The 17,715-nt window shown below is 39.1% G+C and carries 14 protein-coding genes, 1 tRNA gene and 1 other annotated feature; of the genes, 7 read left to right on the top strand and 8 right to left on the bottom strand.

Features of this window, described 5'->3' with window-relative positions:
• The first annotated feature begins 222 nt into the window (after window positions 1–222).
• The 5 genes from G622_RS0112070 to deoC all read left to right on the top strand — a co-directional run bounded on the left by G622_RS0112070 (window position 223) and on the right by deoC (window position 6,038).
• Window positions 223–1,470 carry a BMP family lipoprotein gene (locus tag G622_RS0112070; protein ID WP_081675297.1) on the top strand — a complete coding sequence of 416 codons (1,248 nt, stop codon included), beginning with the start codon at window positions 223–225 and terminating at the stop codon, window positions 1,468–1,470.
• A gap of 245 nt (window positions 1,471–1,715) precedes the next feature.
• On the top strand, window positions 1,716–3,251 hold the full coding sequence (locus tag G622_RS0112065) for an ABC transporter ATP-binding protein (RefSeq protein WP_026510935.1): 1,536 nt from the start codon (window positions 1,716–1,718) through the stop codon (window positions 3,249–3,251).
• A gap of 2 nt (window positions 3,252–3,253) precedes the next feature.
• A complete protein-coding gene (locus G622_RS0112060; RefSeq protein WP_026510934.1) occupies window positions 3,254–4,414 on the top strand; it encodes an ABC transporter permease in 1,161 nt (386 codons plus the stop codon).
• A gap of 2 nt (window positions 4,415–4,416) precedes the next feature.
• The gene (locus tag G622_RS0112055) at window positions 4,417–5,361 is read left to right on the top strand and encodes an ABC transporter permease (RefSeq protein ID WP_026510933.1); all 945 of its coding nucleotides are present in this window, start codon (window positions 4,417–4,419) and stop codon (window positions 5,359–5,361) included.
• 17 nt (window positions 5,362–5,378) lie between these two features.
• Window positions 5,379–6,038, top strand: coding sequence for a deoxyribose-phosphate aldolase (gene deoC, locus G622_RS0112050; protein WP_026510932.1), 660 nt, complete (start codon window positions 5,379–5,381; stop codon window positions 6,036–6,038).
• A 69-nt stretch (window positions 6,039–6,107) separates the two neighbouring features.
• Here the strand turns inward: deoC and G622_RS0112045 are convergent, their stop codons facing one another.
• The 4 genes from G622_RS0112045 to G622_RS0112030 all read right to left on the bottom strand — a co-directional run bounded on the left by G622_RS0112045 (window position 6,108) and on the right by G622_RS0112030 (window position 13,247).
• The gene (locus tag G622_RS0112045) at window positions 6,108–6,857 is read right to left on the bottom strand and encodes an SGNH/GDSL hydrolase family protein (protein ID WP_026510931.1); all 750 of its coding nucleotides are present in this window, start codon (window positions 6,855–6,857) and stop codon (window positions 6,108–6,110) included.
• A gap of 180 nt (window positions 6,858–7,037) precedes the next feature.
• On the bottom strand, window positions 7,038–8,531 hold the full coding sequence (locus G622_RS0112040; RefSeq protein WP_026510930.1) for a glucosyltransferase domain-containing protein: 1,494 nt from the start codon (window positions 8,529–8,531) through the stop codon (window positions 7,038–7,040).
• Window positions 8,532–8,713: 182 nt separating this feature from the next.
• On the bottom strand, window positions 8,714–11,905 hold the full coding sequence (gene ileS / locus G622_RS0112035; protein ID WP_026510929.1) for an isoleucine--tRNA ligase: 3,192 nt from the start codon (window positions 11,903–11,905) through the stop codon (window positions 8,714–8,716).
• Between the two features lie 39 nt (window positions 11,906–11,944).
• Window positions 11,945–12,192: a binding site (T-box leader), on the bottom strand.
• Window positions 12,193–12,320: 128 nt separating this feature from the next.
• Window positions 12,321–13,247, bottom strand: coding sequence for a phosphatase PAP2 family protein (locus tag G622_RS0112030; RefSeq protein WP_026510928.1), 927 nt, complete (start codon window positions 13,245–13,247; stop codon window positions 12,321–12,323).
• Between the two features lie 137 nt (window positions 13,248–13,384).
• On the opposite strand from G622_RS0112030, the gene G622_RS0112025 reads away from it, so the two are divergent.
• Window positions 13,385–14,203, top strand: coding sequence for a TrmH family RNA methyltransferase (locus tag G622_RS0112025; RefSeq protein ID WP_026510927.1), 819 nt, complete (start codon window positions 13,385–13,387; stop codon window positions 14,201–14,203).
• A gap of 27 nt (window positions 14,204–14,230) precedes the next feature.
• Here G622_RS0112025 and G622_RS0112020 read toward each other — a convergent pair whose 3' ends face one another.
• From G622_RS0112020 to G622_RS0112010, 3 genes are all read right to left on the bottom strand, one after another.
• Entirely contained in the window at window positions 14,231–15,136 is a 906-nt protein-coding gene (locus tag G622_RS0112020) for a TIGR01212 family radical SAM protein (RefSeq protein ID WP_026510926.1), read from the bottom strand.
• A gap of 110 nt (window positions 15,137–15,246) precedes the next feature.
• Complete coding sequence (locus G622_RS0112015; RefSeq protein ID WP_026510925.1) at window positions 15,247–15,438, bottom strand: helix-turn-helix transcriptional regulator; 192 nt, start codon at window positions 15,436–15,438, stop codon at window positions 15,247–15,249.
• Window positions 15,439–15,448: 10 nt separating this feature from the next.
• Entirely contained in the window at window positions 15,449–15,973 is a 525-nt protein-coding gene (locus G622_RS0112010) for a hypothetical protein (protein ID WP_026510924.1), read from the bottom strand.
• A gap of 253 nt (window positions 15,974–16,226) precedes the next feature.
• Between G622_RS0112010 and G622_RS0112005 the strand changes: the two genes are divergently transcribed.
• A tRNA-Gly gene (locus G622_RS0112005) sits at window positions 16,227–16,299 on the top strand.
• An 80-nt stretch (window positions 16,300–16,379) separates the two neighbouring features.
• Here the strand turns inward: G622_RS0112005 and G622_RS0112000 are convergent.
• Window positions 16,380–17,645 (bottom strand): tyrosine-type recombinase/integrase, encoded by a 1,266-nt coding sequence (locus tag G622_RS0112000; protein WP_026510923.1) that lies wholly within the window; start codon window positions 17,643–17,645, stop codon window positions 16,380–16,382.
• Window positions 17,646–17,715 lie beyond the last annotated feature (70 nt).

Below are 17,715 nucleotides of genomic sequence, written 5' to 3'. Positions count from 1 at the left end.
CTGGTGTAGTTGTTTTTACATTTTCCTGAATATATTGCTCATATATAACTAATTATCTTTTGCATTATCATGCTTACAGTGTAAGGCAGATAGTACAAAAAATCATAGTGCAACTTGTGAAAAATATAATATATGATTATAATGTAATTTAGGATTGTATGTTTTCTTGCATACAATGATTCTAATGTTTAGTTTTTATTTAAAGAAAGGGAGAAAAACATTATGAAGAAGTTACTTGCAATGGTGCTTACAGCATCACTTACTTTCAGCCTTGTTGCTTGTGGCGGATCTGCTTCCACTACAACCGATACAGCTGAAACCGCTGTAGAAGAGACATCTACAGAAGAGACAACAGAGGCAGCTGCTGAGGAAGAATCTACAGAAGCTACTGAAGAAACTGCTGAGACTGCTGACACAGCAGACACATCTGACAAGAAAATCGCAATGATCACAGACTCAGGAGACATCACAGATATGTCTTTCAACCAGACAACATATGAAGCTTCAAAGGCATTTGCAGAAGCTAATGGTGTTGATTATCAGTACTACAAGCCCACAGAAGATTCTGATGAAGCTCGTATCGCAGCTTTCAACAACGCTGTAGCTGATGGCTACAATGTAATCATCGTTCCCGGCTATCTTTTCGCTGGCATGATTGCTAACGTTGCAGAAGCTAACCCTGATGTAACAATTATCGCTCTTGACTGCTCAGAGTTCGATTTCACAGACGCTGGAATGCCTTCACTTCCTGAGAACGTTTGCTCATTCACATATCAGGAAGAGCTCGCAGGCTACATGGCTGGTTATGCTGTAGTTAAGGAAGGCTACAAGAAGCTTGGCTTCCTTGGCGGAATGGCTGTTCCCGCTGTTATCCGTTATGGTTTTGGTTTCGTACAGGGTGCTAACGATGCTGCTAAGGATCTTGGCAACACTGATGAAGTAGAAGTTAACTATGTATATGGTGGTCAGTTCTACGGTGACGAATCCATCACAGCTACAATGGATACATGGTATCAGGGTGGTACAGAAATCGTATTCGCTTGCGGTGGCGGTATCTTCTCATCTGCTTGCGAAGCTGCTATCAAGGAAGGCGTCAACGGCAAGGTTGTTGGTGTTGACGTTGATCAGTCAGGTACAATCGAAAGCCAGTACGGCGTTGAAGGTCTCTGCGTAACATCAGCTATGAAGGGTCTTGGTGCAACAGTTAATTCTACACTTACAGATCTCTTTGCTGGCGACTGGTCTAAGCACGCTGGTAAGATTGAGAACCTTGGTCTTATCTCAGGTGATGATGTTTCTGTTAACTATGTACAGCTTCCTACAGAGACATGGTCAATGACAAACTTCACAGTTGATGATTATAAGACACTTGTTGCTTCTATGTATGCTGGTGATATCACTGTTTCAAGCGATATCGAGGCTATGCCTGCAACAGATATCAAGGTTACTGAGTTTGATAACATCCACTAATATATAGAATTTCTTAATTTTCTTAGAGATTCCATCTTATAAAATAACCGACTATTATTTTTGGAGCTGACGTACGAAAATACGTCAGCTTCTTTTTTTCTATAAGCAGTATTTAATTTTAAAAAAACTTGCAGTAAAATATAGTTTCGGCCATGAAGTCATAGCAACCTAAATGTACTACTTAAGCGTGTTTTATGGTATTATAAGACTGTAAATTAATTACTTTAATAGAAAGGTGTGCCACTATGGAAGATTATGTAATTGAAATGTTGCATATCACTAAAGAATTCCCCGGCATAATTGCAAATGACGATATTACGTTGCAATTGAAACGCGGCGAAATCCATGCACTGCTTGGAGAGAACGGCGCAGGGAAATCCACTCTTATGAGTGTACTTTTTGGTCACTATACACCTGAAAAGGGTGTAATTAAAAAAGATGGCAAAGAAGTAAAAATCAGCAATCCAAATGATGCGACCGCACTTGGTATAGGAATGGTTCACCAGCACTTTATGTTGGTTGATATCTTTTCTGTACTTGACAATATCATTTTGGGTTCAGAGCCAAATAAATTTGGCTTTCTTACAAAGGCAGCTGCCAGAAAAAAGGTATTGGATCTGTCAAACAAATACAATCTCAAGGTTGATCCCGATGCTTTGATTGAGGATATCACTGTTGGAATGCAGCAGCGAGTTGAGATTCTCAAGATGCTCTACAGAGAAAATGAAATCCTTATCTTTGATGAGCCAACTGCTGTTTTAACTCCTCAGGAGATCGACGAGCTCATGAAAATCATGAAAGAGCTCGCAGCAGAGGGTAAATCCATTCTTTTTATCACACACAAGCTTAATGAGATTATGGCTGTCGCTGACAGATGCTCAATTCTCAGAAAGGGCAAATATATCGGAACAGTAGATGTAAAGAACACTACAAAAGAAGAGCTTTCTTCCATGATGGTAGGCCGTAACGTAAAATTTGCTGTTGATAAAGCACCTGCACAGCCAAAAGAAGAAATCCTTAAGGTTGAAAATGTTTGTGTAAAGAGCAAACTTCACAACAACGATTCTGTCCACAATGTTTCATTCAATGTACGTGCCGGCGAGATCGTATGTATAGCAGGTATCGACGGAAATGGTCAGACAGAATTTGTAGGAGCTCTGACAGGTCTTGATGATATCGAGAGCGGCAAAATATCTCTTTGCGGCGAAGATATAACCAAGAAGTCCATCCGATATAAGAGCACACATGGCATGAGCCATATTCCTGAAGACAGACATAAACACGGCCTAGTACTTGATTACACCCTTGAGGAGAACATGATACTCCAAAGATACTTTGAGCCTCAGTTTTCAAAGAATGGAATTTTGAAAAAGGGTGAAATGAGAAAATACTCAGACAAACTTGCTGCTGCCTTTGATGTCCGCTCAGGTCAGGGGGCTACCACAATAGTTCGCGCAATGTCCGGTGGTAATCAGCAAAAAGCTATTGCTGCCAGAGAAATGGACAGAGATCACAAGCTTCTGATTGCTGTTCAGCCAACCAGAGGTCTTGATGTAGGTGCCATAGAGAATATCCATGAAGCAATCGTTAAGGAACGTGACGCAGGAAACGCTATCCTGCTTGTTTCATTGGAACTGGATGAGGTAATGAACCTCTCCGACAGAATTCTTGTAATGTATGAGGGTGAAATTGTCGGTGAAGTTGATCCCAAAACTACTACCCTTCAGGAACTTGGACTATATATGTCCGGCGCTAAACGCGATACGAGAAAGGAGGCATAATTGTGAAGGAGAAAAAAAGTCTTTTTCAAAATCCCGGATTTCAAACACTTTTAGCTTCTATTCTCTGCGCAGTTTTTGGAATAATTCTTGGTTTTATCATTCTTTTACTGATGAATCCGGAACATGCGACTGAAGGAATGTTTGCTATCCTCAAAAACTTTTTCAAATATGCAAATAATAAAACTAATCTGATGTATTACTTCGGATCTACACTTGTAAAGTCAGTTCCCGTAATACTTTGTGCAGAAGCCATCCTCTTTGCATATAAAACCGGTCTTTTCAACATTGGTTGTGCCGGTCAGTATACAGTAGGCATCATTGCAAGTCTATATACTGCCCTCGCCCTTCATTGGAACTGGTTTTTCTGCCTCTTATCAGCTATTGTGGCAGGTGCTGTATGGGGTGCAATCTGCGGATTCTTTAAAGCATATTGCAATGTTAATGAAGTTATTGCAGGTATCATGCTTAACTGGATTTCGCTCTACATCTGTAACATTGTACTTGGTAATAAGATTTGCATGAATACCACAAAGTCTGAAACCTATGACATAGCAGGTAAAAATCCTTCCGGTATACTTCCGGCATTTCTTGCAGACTTTTTTGGTCAGAATAAATATGTTACTATTGCCGTTCCGCTGACAGTTATAGTTGCCATATGTATTCTTTTTGTTCTTAACAAAACAACTTTTGGTTATGAATTAAAAGCAACCGGTCACAGCAAGGATGCTGCTAAATACGCAGGAATGAATGCAAAAAGAAATATCATACTCAGCCTTGTAATTTCCGGTGCAATCGCCGGTCTTGCAGCTGGTCTGTACTATCTGACAGGAATTGAGCATTACAAGATTGCTTCCTCAGTACCCGGCATGGGCTTCTCAGGAATAGCTGTTGCATTCCTTGGAGGACTTAACCCTATTGGTTCAATATTTGCAGGCTTCTTTGTAGAATACATAACACTTGGTGGTCAGTATCTCAACACTAACTACTATAATCCTCAGGTTGCGGATCTGATGATCGCTATCATCATTTACCTTTGCGGTTTTGTTCTTTTCTTCAAGACAATAATGACAAAGCCGGTAAGCAAGCTGGGTACAGCACCATCACCCACACCTGACAAAAAAACTGATGCAGCTGACAATACAGCTGACAAGAAGGAGGTGTGAGTATGGGATTACTTATTCAGTACACACTAATTTTCTCCGCTGTATTAATACTGGTTGCACTTGGAGGTATGTTTTCCGAACGAAGCGGAATCATCAATCTGGGACTTGAAGGTATAATGGTATTTGGAGCCATGTCAGGCGCTATGGTAATGGTACTACTTCCTGCAGATGCTTCAAAAATAACTGTTATCTTCCTGACATTGCTTGCTGCTGCCGCAGCCGGAATGGTTTCATCCCTACTGATTGCAGTCGCTTGTATTCATTTTAATGCGGATCAGACACTTATTGGAACCGCTCTTAACATGCTTGCAACTGCAGCAGCTACAGTTATTGTAAAAGCATTTAACACAGCACGCTCAAATGGCACTGATTTCTCAGCAAAACTTGATTATGTCAAAGGTCATGATGCTTTTGTCTTCAACGCTTTTGGCATTCAGCTCAGCTGGTTTATTATAGTAGCCGCATTATTACTGATAATCTCTATCGTAATGTTCTATAAAACCAAGTTTGCTCTTCGTCTGCGCGCCTGCGGTGAGCATCCTCAGGCTGCTGAGTCTGTTGGTATCAGTGTATATGCAATGAGATATTCCGGCGTACTGATCTCAGGATTTTTAGCTGGTATTGGTGGAATTATTTACATTGCTGCAGCAAACTCAACATGGCATTTCGACTATGGTGTTGCAGGTGCAGGTTTCCTCTCACTGGCAGTTATGATCTTTGGTCAGTGGAAACCTGAAAGAATTGCCTGGTCTGCAGTACTTTTTGCAGTATTCAGATCACTTTCTAACGTATATATGGGTATTGATTTCTTACATGCTCTGCCCATATCCGGAACTGTATACAACATCATGCCTTATGTGATTTCACTCCTTGTACTTGCATTTACTTCCAAGAATTCCAGAGCACCTAAGGCAGAAGGAATTCCTTATGATAAGGGACAAAGATAATTTGAAAGGATATAATTATGGATATTAAAGAAATTCTCAATCATTGCGATCACACACTTTTAAAGCAGGAGGCAACCTGGGATCAGATAAAAGAGATTGCTGATGATGCTATTAAATACAACACAGCTTCTATTTGTATTCCTCCATGCTATATAAAGAGAGCTAAGGAATATGTTGGTAATAAGGTTCAGCTTTGCACAGTTATAGGTTTCCCCAATGGAAACATGACAACAGCTACCAAAGTATTCGAGACAAAGGATGCTTTAGAAAACGGAGCTGATGAAATTGATATGGTAATCAATATCGGTGAGTTAAGAGCTAAGAACTATGACTATGTACTCAATGAGATAAAAGAGATCAAAGCTGCATGCGGCGACAAAATCCTAAAGGTAATCATTGAAACCTGCCTACTTACTGACGAAGAGAAGATTAAGATGTGTGAGCTTGTTACAGAAGCAAAAGCTGACTACATCAAAACATCCACTGGTTTCTCTACTGCAGGTGCTACTTTTGATGACATCGCATTATTTGCAAAGCACATCGGTCCCGATGTTAAAATGAAAGCAGCCGGCGGAATCGGAAGCATTGCAGATGCTGAAAAATTCATGGAGCTTGGCGCTGACAGACTCGGAACAAGCCGTATCGTAAAAATAGTCAAAGACGAAAACCTTCTTTAAAAACATAAAGCTGATGGATGATCATTACTTCATCCATCAGCTTTTAAATTACTGGAAAAAAATAGTTAATTACCGAATAACACTAATTGCCTCTGTACTGTCTTTATCAGACTCTTCTACAAGACCGAATTCATCAACCTTTTTAATTATCTGATTCACAGTATAATTCCAGAGTCTTACTGTCGGATTTGGAACATAGTGAACACCATTATTATCTCTGGCAGCTATATGCTTCTTAGTATAAGAATACAGATTTATGGTTTCAACATCATTCTTCTTTGCCCATTTATTAAGTCCCTGGTTAAATCTCTGCATGATTCCATCATTATAATAGAGACAGTCTCCAAGGTCTCCAAGCTTGCTGTTATCAGAGTAGCCAATGGTACATAGAACCAAATGCAGATCTTTCTTCTTGTTCAGCTTTTTATAATATGAAGAATACTTTGAGAAATCGCCATGATCATTGGCACCCATCCAGGATACTACTACATCAAAATTATTCAGATTGACTTTTTTCAATGTGGATTTCATATATCCATATGTAGCACCGTCTTTAGCATAAACAGTAATATTGTTATATACTTTACCTTTGATCTCACTCTTTTTGGCACTAAACATGTCCACTGTTCTTGAATCTCCAATGAACAATACCCTGACACTATCATCTATACAAGTTTCACAATACTTATCAGAATGTGCTGCTTTTGAAACAAGCGCAAAATCTGCATCTAGTACAACGAAAGAGCTTGCAAGCATAATAATAGATAAAAAAATAGATACTTTTTCCCTGATCTTTGAAATAGAACTGTTCTTACTCATATATCTTCTCTCCCACCACTTAGAAAACCGCAAATAGACCATTTGCTATGAATAATTACTCTAATAAAAGTGTATAGGATAAAAGTGAAGATATACTTTACATACCCTAAAGTATCAATTAAAGATAATAAAATCTTTTTGAACAAAAATAAATATTAAGTTTATGTTTTATCCAATTTCTTAATATATACATATATGAAGAGTATTGCCATCAAATATCAGCTGTTCATCTGAATAAGTATCCCAATTTAAGCTACCAAAATAATCCGTCAGCTCCGACTTTGGTTCTCCTTCTGTGTAATCAGTTCCAAGATAATAGTTCAAAGAATATGTCCTGCTCCAGCCGGTAGCCTGGGCTCTTGTACTGCTTTCGGTTTTTTCAAAGCCTGTATCCTGCCAGGTCCTTGCCATATCGCTGTAATAACATAAAGTATCTACAGTATTTCCCGTCGCTGTTTCGTACTCTTTAATTTTCTCGCCTATTATATTGCACAGATACAAATCTGCCTGATTGCATCTATATCTCTCAATAAAACACTTATGGAAAATAGTGTATTCTGATATGCAGATTATCCCTATTAAAGCAAATGAAAAAACTTTAATCGCATAATTCAGTCTGTCTTGTCGCTCACCCTTCTTTAACTCTGCAATAACATAGATAATGATGATACCAAACAGTGATGCATAAGTATAAACAACCCTTGGTGATATTTCAGAGTCATTAAGGAATACTATGGCAAAACTCATTACAATACAGCCAATCGTCTCATATGTAATAAGTAAAAAGTGCCTTATAAAGTCTCTTCTTTCGTAGACAAGAAAAAGCACAATGATCACCGCAAGTATCATCAGCCAGGTGCTAAAGGAGCCTCCTCCCAGATATGAAAACTTTTCAGTGCTTACACTTTTAATTGATCTGAAAAAGGCTGAAAATGACTCTGATAAACTACCTCTTTGAGATAATCGCTCTACCGGAAAAACGAATTTAGCCAACAGGAATGCAATCATCATCGGGATCAGATACATACATGCAACATATATGTTCTTTTTAATGAATTCTTTTGTATTAAGAGCAATAAAGGCCAGACAAAGCACCACATATAAGGCTATCAGTGTCTGATACATTAAAACCGATATCAGCAATGATATGAGAACCAGCACCGACCGACCAGCATTTCTTCCGGTTAAAAGGCCTTCCGAATCATCCCTGTCCCCACGAAAGATCCTTTCTGTCAAATACAAAGCATATACATTCAATAAAATGACAAAACAGAACATTCCTTTTTCAATAAACAGAAAAAACTCCACAAAGAACGGATTTACAATAGTCACAAACGCTGTGACAACAGAAAGAATGTCATTCTCAAAATATCTGTTAATGACACGTGAAAGGAGGAAAATTGAAAATCCCAAAAATATAAATGCAGATAAATAGGATATCTGATACTTTATTCCTGAGGACAAATGTAATTGCTCAATCAGATAATACAGTGCTCCCTGAAGAACTCTTCCATTGTCATATATCTTCACTTTCCAGTTATCATCCATCATGAGAGCTGCATAAGAATCTGTTGCATATTCTATTGTTCTGTCTATTCCAAAATAAATCAGCACTAATAAATATGAGCATATAATACCAACTCTGGAATTTTTAACTGCTTTTATAAAATCCATAAATCCTCCCATTGCGAACAAAACTGTTTACCATGTACCTGATTGTAAAATGAAAACACTATTTACGGTTTTCTTAAGAACATGCTTCATAATATTTTGTAACACAATACCTCTATAAATAACAAATGATCCCTTCCTGTACTTAACATTTGTTTCATACAAAAAGAGATCATTTGTATTAATTAAAGTTTTTCAACACCGATTGTAACTTTTTCGCCGTTGATATCCCATTCCTTGGCATTTGCAACATCACTGTCATAAACAATTTCAGTAGCAAGTACCTTTGTTGAAATGGATTCAGCATTATCTTTTACGATAGCTGCAATCTTGTCGTTACCATTTATTGATAACTTGATGTGATCCATTACTTCAAATCCGGAATCCTTACGCATTGTCTGAACCTTACTGATAACTTCATACATGAAGCCTTCGTTTAAGAGTTCCTCAGACAGATTTGTATCAAGAACTACTGTAATTCCATGATCCTCTGTGCTCTCAAAGCCTTCCTTCTGAGCCATATCGATAAGAAGATCATCCTCAGTAAGCTCTACCGCTACGCCATTAACTTCGAACTTGAGTGCTCCATTAGCCTTGAGCTCATCCATAGCATTATTTCCATCGAGACTGCCTAAGTATTCTTTTATTCCGCCGAGTACTTTACCATACTTAGGTCCTACTGTCTTGAGCTGGGGCTTAAAGGTATATGTTGTGAAGTCTCTTACATCATCTGCAAAGATAACCTTCTTAACATTAAGCTCTTCCTCAATTATCTCCTGATAGAACTCAGATACAGACTTTTCAGCTTTAACGTACATCTGTCCGATAGGCTGACGATTCTTGATTGCAGCTGCGTTACGGCATGCACGACCAAGCACAACTATCTGAAGTACCTCATCCATGTTCTCCTCAAGATCCTTATCAATAAAGCTCTCATCAACAGCAGGGAAATCACAAAGGTGAATTGACTCCGGTGCTGATGCATCACTGGTTCTGACAAGATTCTGATAGATAGACTCTGTCATGAAAGGAACCATGGGAGCTGCTGCCTTACATACATTTACAAGAGCTGTGTAAAGTGTCATATATGCAGAAATCTTATCCTGCTCCATTCCTTTAGCCCAGAAACGCTCACGGCTTCTTCTTACATACCAGTTAGAAAGATCATCAACAAAAGCATCCAGTGCCTTTCCTGCTTCAGGTATTCTGTAGTTCTCAAGGTTCTTATCCACTTCACCGATCATGGTATTCATCTTGGAAAGAATCCACTTATCCATTACAGTAAGCTTATCCTTTTCAAGGGTATACTTGGAAGCATCAAAACCATCAATATTTGCATAAAGCACGAAGAATGCATAGGTATTCCAAAGAGTTCCAAGGAATTTTCTCTGTCCTTCCTGTACTGTCTTTCCTGCAAATCTTGAAGGAAGCCAGGGGGCACTGTTTGTATAGAAATACCATCTGATAGCATCTGCTCCGTATTTCTCAAGAGCTTCGAAAGGATCAACCGCATTACCCTTTGACTTACTCATCTTCTGTCCGTTTTCATCCTGCACAAGTCCAAGAACTATAACATTTTTAAATGCAGGCTTGTTGAAAAGAAGTGTTGCTTCAGCATGAAGTGAGTAGAACCATCCTCTGGTCTGATCCACAGCCTCTGAAATAAACTGAGCAGGGAACTGCTTCTCAAAAAGCTCCTTATTCTCAAAAGGATAGTGGAGCTGTGCAAAAGGCATTGCTCCTGAATCGAACCAGCAGTCGATAACTTCCTTAACTCTGTGCATCTTCTTGCCACACTTAGGACATGTGATCTCATACTTATCAATATAAGGTCTGTGAAGCTCACAGGTCTCTGCTGAAGGATCTCCTGAAAGCTCAGCCAGCTCTTTTCTTGATCCTACGGAAAGCTGATGTCCACAGTCATCACATTCCCAAATATTAAGAGGTGTTCCCCAATATCTGTCACGGGAAATTCCCCAATCCTGAATGTTCTCAAGCCAGTCACCGAAACGTCCCTTACCAATTGATTCAGGAACCCAGTTGATCTCCTTGTTATTTCTTATAAGATCATCCTTAACTTCTGTTACCTTGATGAACCATGAAGAACGTGCATAGTAAAGAAGCGGTGTTCCACATCTCCAGCAGTGAGGATAATCATGTTCCATCTTAGGAGCTGAGAAAAGGAGCTGTCTTGAATCCAGATCCTTAAGTACTACGGGATCCGCACTTATAGCACCTTCGTCCATCTCCTTCTGTGTAGGTTTGCAACGCATTCCTGCAAACGGAGTCTCAGGCTTAAGTCTGCCTTCACCATCAACCATCTGTACAAGAGGAGCATCATATTTTCTACCAACACGGGCATCATCTTCACCAAATGCAGGAGCAATATGTACGATACCTGTACCATCTGACATGGTTACGTAGTTATCACAATAGATAAAGAATGCCTTTTTATGCTGCTTCTCAGTCTCATCAGCTGCACACTGGTAAAGAGGCTCATACTCTTTGTATTCAAGATCTGTTCCAACATAGGACTCAAGTACTTCGTAGGGCTTTTCTCCCTCTTCCTTAGCAAGTCCGCCAAGAACTGTATCAGCAAGTGCCTCTGCAAGATAATATGTATATCCGTCAGCTGCCTTAACTTTAATATACTTTTCATCGGGATTCACACAAAGTCCGATGTTAGAAGGAAGTGTCCAGGGAGTTGTTGTCCATGCAAGGAAATATGCATCCTCACCCTTAACCTTGAACCTTACAACCGCTGTGCGCTCCTTAAGTGTCTTATATCCCTGTGCGACTTCATGAGATGAAAGAGGTGTGCCACAACGAGGACAATAAGGAACTACCTTGAATCCCTTATAAAGAAGACCCTTCTTCCAGATTTCATTAAGAGCCCACCATTCTGACTCTATGAAATTATCATCATATGTGATGTAAGGATGATCCATATCTGCCCAGAAACCAACTGTGCCTGAAAAATCCTCCCACATTCCTTTATATTTCCATACAGATTCCTTACATTTTTTAATGAAGGGCTCCATACCGTATTCTTCGATCTGCTCCTTGCCATCAAGACCAAGAAGTTTCTCAACTTCAAGCTCTACAGGAAGACCATGAGTATCCCATCCGGCTTTACGTGGAACTGTGTAACCTTTCATAGTGCGATATCTCGGAATCATATCCTTTATGGCACGTGTAAGCACATGTCCGATATGAGGCTTTCCGTTAGCTGTCGGCGGTCCATCATAGAACATATACATATCGCCCTTGCTTCTGGTGTCTACACTCTTCTGGAAGATATCCTGATCTTTCCAGAATTTCTCGACTTCTTTTTCACGAGCGACAAAATTCATGTCTGTATCAACCTTCTTATACATAATTACTCCTTTCAGGAAAAATAAAAGCCCGTCCTTTGTAAAAAGGACGAGCCACAACTCGCTATACCACCTGTTTACACATACTCCCCTTTTCAGGTTTTATATGTTTCTCCATTACGGGGAGATTCCGACACAACTTACTTATCTGCCAAATTCAATCGACATACTTCTTTCAGTCATGCAGCTCAGAAGTGATTTTCTGTGTTCTGTACTTGCACCTGTTCGCACCACACACAGGCTCTCTGTAGCGTTCCAAAAATACATACTGTCTTCGTCATAGCTTTTATTATGCAATTTAAAAATAATTTTATTCACACAAATATAAAAAGTCAATAGGTTACCATAATTTTTAATATCTCAGTTCTATACATTGTACAATTTGAAAACAGAAGGAATGAGCCATAATAACCTATAATTAAGCTTTCTTTTTATTCACCAGTTTAAAAGCCAGAGGATACACTCCAAACATCACAAAAATTATTATTGCATACCTTAAAAATCTTACCACAAAGGCACCCATGGTGTATGATTCAAGAAATTCTTTTGAAAACGGCAGCTTAAGCAGCATATTTAAAACCAGATATATTAAGAAGCCGCCTGCGAATCTCATGACTATACTCAGTGGCTTTTTTGTCCCTTCAAATTTTACATATCGCTTTTCAAACTCTATCGCTGGGAAAAAACCTGCCATCAACCCCATTCCTGTATAATAATCGGTAGTTTTACAAAAGAAAAATCCGGTTGCAAACACTACGAAAATAATAAAATTAACGAGTGTCCTTTTCTCCTCACCGGCCTTTTCATATATAAATGGAAGAAGAAAAACTAAAATTGCTCCAACTCCCCATCCAAACATAACATCTGAAGGATAATGAACACCTACCACAATCCTTGAGATACCAATAAGAAACGGAAGAAGAAATGCTAAAATCGTAAAAATCCGGCCTTTTGTATATCTTGCAAGTGAACCATATATAATCGTCGAATTCATCGAATGTGCACTGGGAAAAGAATACCCCTGTGCTGCAACATCATAAATATCAGCACTTTTATCCTGCGGTCTGTAGCATACGATCTCTTTGTGAACTATATATGGTCGCAGCCTTAATGCGATATTCTTAATAAAGCCGTTAAACACAACTCCTGTTATCACATTAGTAGCTATATAAATTCCAAACTGCTTATCATAGCACCAATAAAGAAAGCCTATTATCACAATAGCTACTGCCTCTTCGCCTAAAGCGGATAGATGTGAAATAGCCAGCGCCCCTTTTTCTCCAAGCATATTTTGTAACCAGATCATTAAATGTGGCTCGAATTCAAAATAAAAAGCATTCCCCATAACATCCCCCTTAGAATAAATGTAAGTCTATATATTTTAGCAAATACTCCCATGTTTTACCATGTTGCAACCTACCTGATAACCTGTCAGAAACAATTATGTTATACTTTTTAAATCAATACTATTGGAGAAAAGATATGATACATATAAGAAATACTGATTCCTTAGACACTGCTGAGCTTTCTATATATAATGAGCAGTCAGAAGTACAGCTTTACCGTATAAATGAGCCAGAACCCGGAATTTTCATAGCCGAGAGTCCAAAAGTAATAGAAAGAGCATTAAATGCCGGATATGAACCTATTTCTCTACTTATAGAGAATAGCCAGATAAAAGGCGAAGCTGCTGAATTACTTGCGAAATTTGACTCTTTTCCAGAAGAAGTTCCGGTGTTTTCAGCAGATGACAACCTTCTGACATCAATCACAGGTTTCCATCTGACACGTGGCGTACTCTGTGCGATGAAAAGAAAGCCTCTACCTTCAGTATCTGATGTATGTGCAAATGCAAAAAGAATTGCTGTTTTGGAAAATGTTACCAATCCAACAAATGTCGGCGCAATAGTCAGAAGCGCTGCTGCACTTTCGATAGATGCCATACTTTTTTCTCATGGATGCACTGATCCGCTCTATAGAAGAGCAATACGCGTTAGTATGGGAAATATTTTTCAAATTCCCTGGACATTCCTTCCCAAAAACTCAGGCACTGATTTGCTCAAAGATATGGGATTTTCTACCGTAGCCATGGCTCTTAGAGACGATTCAAGATCCATAGATGATCCGGAAATTTCTTCATCCGACAAAATTGCAATTTATCTTGGAGCAGAAGGTGACGGTCTCTTGGCAGAAACAATTGACAGCTGTGATTTTTGCGTAAAAATCCCCATGTCTCATGACGTGGATTCTCTTAACGTAGCTGCTGCCAGCGCTGTAGCATTCTACGCCATCTCACATTAGATTTAACTGAAAAAACTCGCTAAGTACTCAAACAAAATAGCCTTCTGTTTTTCTGTTTATTGTATTCAGGACATTCTTTTTGTTCAGGCTCCAAAGTGGTTCTACCAAAAGCTTCCTTGGTCCATCTCCGGTCAACCTGTGCACAACAATACTCTCCGGAAGAATACGAAGGCTCTCCACCAAAAGATCGGAATACTCTTCAAGACTAAGAATATGAAATTTATTTCTTTCATATTCTTCATACATCTTAGTCCCTCTCAAAATCTGCAGATTCTGAAGCTTTATTCCATCAAGCGGAGGCTCAAGCTTTGACAGATAATCTATAGTACGAAGCATATCCTCCCTTGATTCATGCGGAAGGCCAAAAATCACATGTACAATTACATCTACCCCTATCGCCTTCAGCTTACTGTATGCTTCCTCAAAAACATCAAGAGCATAACCTCTGTGAAAATTCAGTGCCGTTTTTTCATGAATTGTCTGCAAACCAAGTTCAATCCATACAGGCTTTATTGCCCGAAGCTCCTTTATCATTTCCACTGCTTCATCACTTAGACAGTCAGGCCTTGTCCCCAGTGAAAGAATAGCGATATCATCTCTTTTTATCGCCTCAAGATAGAGTTTTTTTAATCTGTCTATATCACCATATGTATTTGTATAAGACTGAAAATAGGCAATAAACCGTTTTGCATCAGTTTTGCCCTGTATCCGCCTTTTGGCATCCTCTATCTGAACATCTATTGGAGCGATATCTGCGGCAAATTCTCCGGATCCTCCCTCTGAGCAAAAAGTACACCCCCCTGTAATCGGAGTTCCATCAGGAAACCTCACACTTCCATCTCTGTTAGGGCATGTACACCCGGAAGATAAAGATAGCCGGTAAACCTTCTCACCATATTCTTTTTTCAAATACTCCGATAGCCTTATTGCCATGTAAATACCTTTCAAATAAGCAAGCCTAATTCGGCGCTGTAAACGACATCAGGCAAAACCTAATGCCGTTACGATAACTCATTTCACAAAATATTTGCTTTAGATTACACTTAATTCCAAAATAGTTCATCCAATGTCTTGTCCAGTGCCTTGCAAATAGCAATACATAAATTAATTGTGGGATTATAATCCCCCTTCTCTATAGCACTGATAGTTTGGCGTGATACATCACAAAGCTTTGCCAGATCCTCCTGTGACAAATCTTTTGCTGCACGGGCGGACTTCATTCTCAGATTTTTCATAATGTCCACCTCATTCCTTACTTGCAATATTTCTTCTTATAAAAATTAAAAGCGAAAGACCTGCAAAATATATTCCCATCAGAATGTAGAAAAGTTCGCCCTCAAATACTTTGATTCCTTCCTCTAAGGCTTTAAGATCATCAATAACACGATATACTCCGGTCAGCAGATATATAGTTCCTAATACGCCCCATGTTAAGCAAAATCTCTTCCAGCGATTCTCATTTGACAAGTCGAAATATGAATCATGTAAAACTGCGTAAAACGTATCTACAATAAGTCCTACATAAATAACCAGTATAACAATGGAAGAAGTATCCGGTGAAAAGGGCAAAGGAATATCTAAGGCATCTATTACAAACCATGCAGACAATAATAACATAATTGAATAGAACCCATACCTGTCCCCTCTAAGCCTGTACAACTCCTGCATTTCATCATAATGCTGTTCACTACTACTCTTTTTTGCCATAAAAACAAATATGGCAATGAATAATATCATAACTAAAATATTCATAACTGATGATGTTGACATAATTGTTCCCTCCTTATCTATAAGTGACCGCCGGTTACCTCTTCATTCCCACCGTCCTTATAGCATCATTATATCTGTTGATTTTATAATAGAATCGAATATGAATTATGTCAAGTATATTTGACATAATTCTATAGACTTTTGTATGGTATATTTTACATATCGACTTTATAAATTTTGATAAAATTCTTGTTGACAATAAATATATCTTTGTGTAATATATTTATTGCGTTGTTAAATAATTTATAACTTTGCGATAGTAGCTTAGTTGGTAAAGCGCCACCTTGCCAAGGTGGAGACCGCGGGTTCGAGCCCCGTCTATCGCTCTTTGAAACCCCAGATGTTTTCTGGGGTTTCAGTTGTTTTAGGCAAAAATAAGTGGTCTTTTAGTGGTCTTTTTGGTCTTTTAAGCAAAGCATTCCCTGATTTTCTCAGCCTGTGTGTCACTCTGAACCGCTCTGATATAGTGCAGAGTAGTGTTCTTATCAACATGTCCTGCTGCATACATCACCGTCTGAATATCTCCTCCAGTTGCCCTTGCAAGGGCTGTAACACTCCAGAACCTGATCTTGTGACTTGAAAGATAGGGAATACCTACTGCTTCCGTTACCTTTTTCAGGTGCTTATTAAATTTGTTTCCGTCAAGTGGACTTCCGGCTGCGTTGCAACAGATGTGATCTGATACAACCTGCTGTTCCCTTAACGTTTTCAGTGCTTTTTCAGCCCTTTCAGATAAAGGAAGTACTCTCGCTCCATGTTCGCCGCCTTTGGTGTGATTAACTTCAATGAAATGGTTCTTTCCATCATCACCCTTTCGGAGAACTATCTCTCTTGAGATTGAAATCGTATGTTTTCTGAAATCTACATCCGACCATCTGAGAGCTCTCAGCTCACCGATTCTCACACAGAGGCAGAACATAAGCTCAATACCGTATTCATAACCCGTCTTTTCTGCAAGTCCATCAAGATAGGCTAGTATCTTGTCTCTGTCTTCATCCGTATATCTGATGTTTTCATTGTCCACAGCCTTGAATTTTAAGTCCTTGCAGCTGATATTTCTGCTCAGATTGCTTGTAACAATGTCATTATCAACAGCTATATCGAAGACTACATTGAAGATACTCTTGATATTGACGAAGTTCTTTCTGCTCATGACGCGACCAGCGGTTAGATCCTTGAAGAACTGCTTAAGGTCTGATGCCTTGATCTCTGATATAGACATATCTGCAAGCGGAGCATCTTCATAATACTTGTTCCAGATCTGGCGGTATCTCGATACTGTAAGAGAAGATGTGTCAGCATCATGTTCCTTGTTGTTCATTACCTCTTCGAACAGTGACCTTACTGTATATCTGTCATCTCCAAACAGATATATATACATCCTCTCATAGACTTCCTGCTCACTCTTGGCAGTAATCTTACTTCTGTCATCGTTCCTGAGCGCCTTGGGAATCCTTATCTTGTAACTTTTGTTGGTCTTGTCATAGACGACGATCTTACTTCCTTCCCTTGTATAAGGTAGAAAAGCCTCCTTTACTCTTAAAACACGTTTCCGTGCCAAATACTGCATCTTCATATTTGCAATCTCGGCACTCTCCTCTAGGAAAAGTGTAGCACCGCCGTAATCTGACTGTAAAGCAAATAGCGATCTGTTTCTGTTGTCTTTCCCCATATTCTCCTCATAAAAAGAGCCGGCAGCGAAGTGTAAACGCACCTCGTAAACCGACTCTAAAACTTTATTC

It is taken from the genome of Butyrivibrio sp. LC3010 (assembly GCF_000424385.1).
In the GTDB taxonomy this organism is placed as follows: Bacteria; Bacillota; Clostridia; order Lachnospirales; family Lachnospiraceae; genus Butyrivibrio.
The sequence above is the reverse complement of the archived record's forward strand: the minus strand, read 5'-3'. Positions and strand labels throughout refer to the sequence as shown.

What these genes read in the sequence shown, in the direction of transcription:
- G622_RS0112010 (WP_026510924.1), bottom strand. Translation starts at nt 15,973, where the DNA reads ATGTCAACATCATCAGTTATGAATATTTTAGTTATGATATTATTCATT.
- deoC (WP_026510932.1), top strand. Translation starts at nt 5,379, where the DNA reads ATGGATATTAAAGAAATTCTCAATCATTGCGATCACACACTTTTAAAG.
- G622_RS0112045 (WP_026510931.1), bottom strand. Translation starts at nt 6,857, where the DNA reads ATGAGTAAGAACAGTTCTATTTCAAAGATCAGGGAAAAAGTATCTATT.
- G622_RS0112040 (WP_026510930.1), bottom strand. Translation starts at nt 8,531, where the DNA reads ATGGATTTTATAAAAGCAGTTAAAAATTCCAGAGTTGGTATTATATGC.
- G622_RS0112030 (WP_026510928.1), bottom strand. Translation starts at nt 13,247, where the DNA reads ATGGGGAATGCTTTTTATTTTGAATTCGAGCCACATTTAATGATCTGG.
- G622_RS0112025 (WP_026510927.1), top strand. Translation starts at nt 13,385, where the DNA reads ATGATACATATAAGAAATACTGATTCCTTAGACACTGCTGAGCTTTCT.
- G622_RS0112070 (WP_081675297.1), top strand. Translation starts at nt 223, where the DNA reads ATGAAGAAGTTACTTGCAATGGTGCTTACAGCATCACTTACTTTCAGC.
- G622_RS0112020 (WP_026510926.1), bottom strand. Translation starts at nt 15,136, where the DNA reads ATGGCAATAAGGCTATCGGAGTATTTGAAAAAAGAATATGGTGAGAAG.
- ileS (WP_026510929.1), bottom strand. Translation starts at nt 11,905, where the DNA reads ATGTATAAGAAGGTTGATACAGACATGAATTTTGTCGCTCGTGAAAAA.
- G622_RS0112000 (WP_026510923.1), bottom strand. Translation starts at nt 17,645, where the DNA reads ATGGGGAAAGACAACAGAAACAGATCGCTATTTGCTTTACAGTCAGAT.
- G622_RS0112055 (WP_026510933.1), top strand. Translation starts at nt 4,417, where the DNA reads ATGGGATTACTTATTCAGTACACACTAATTTTCTCCGCTGTATTAATA.
- G622_RS0112015 (WP_026510925.1), bottom strand. Translation starts at nt 15,438, where the DNA reads ATGAAAAATCTGAGAATGAAGTCCGCCCGTGCAGCAAAAGATTTGTCA.
- G622_RS0112065 (WP_026510935.1), top strand. Translation starts at nt 1,716, where the DNA reads ATGGAAGATTATGTAATTGAAATGTTGCATATCACTAAAGAATTCCCC.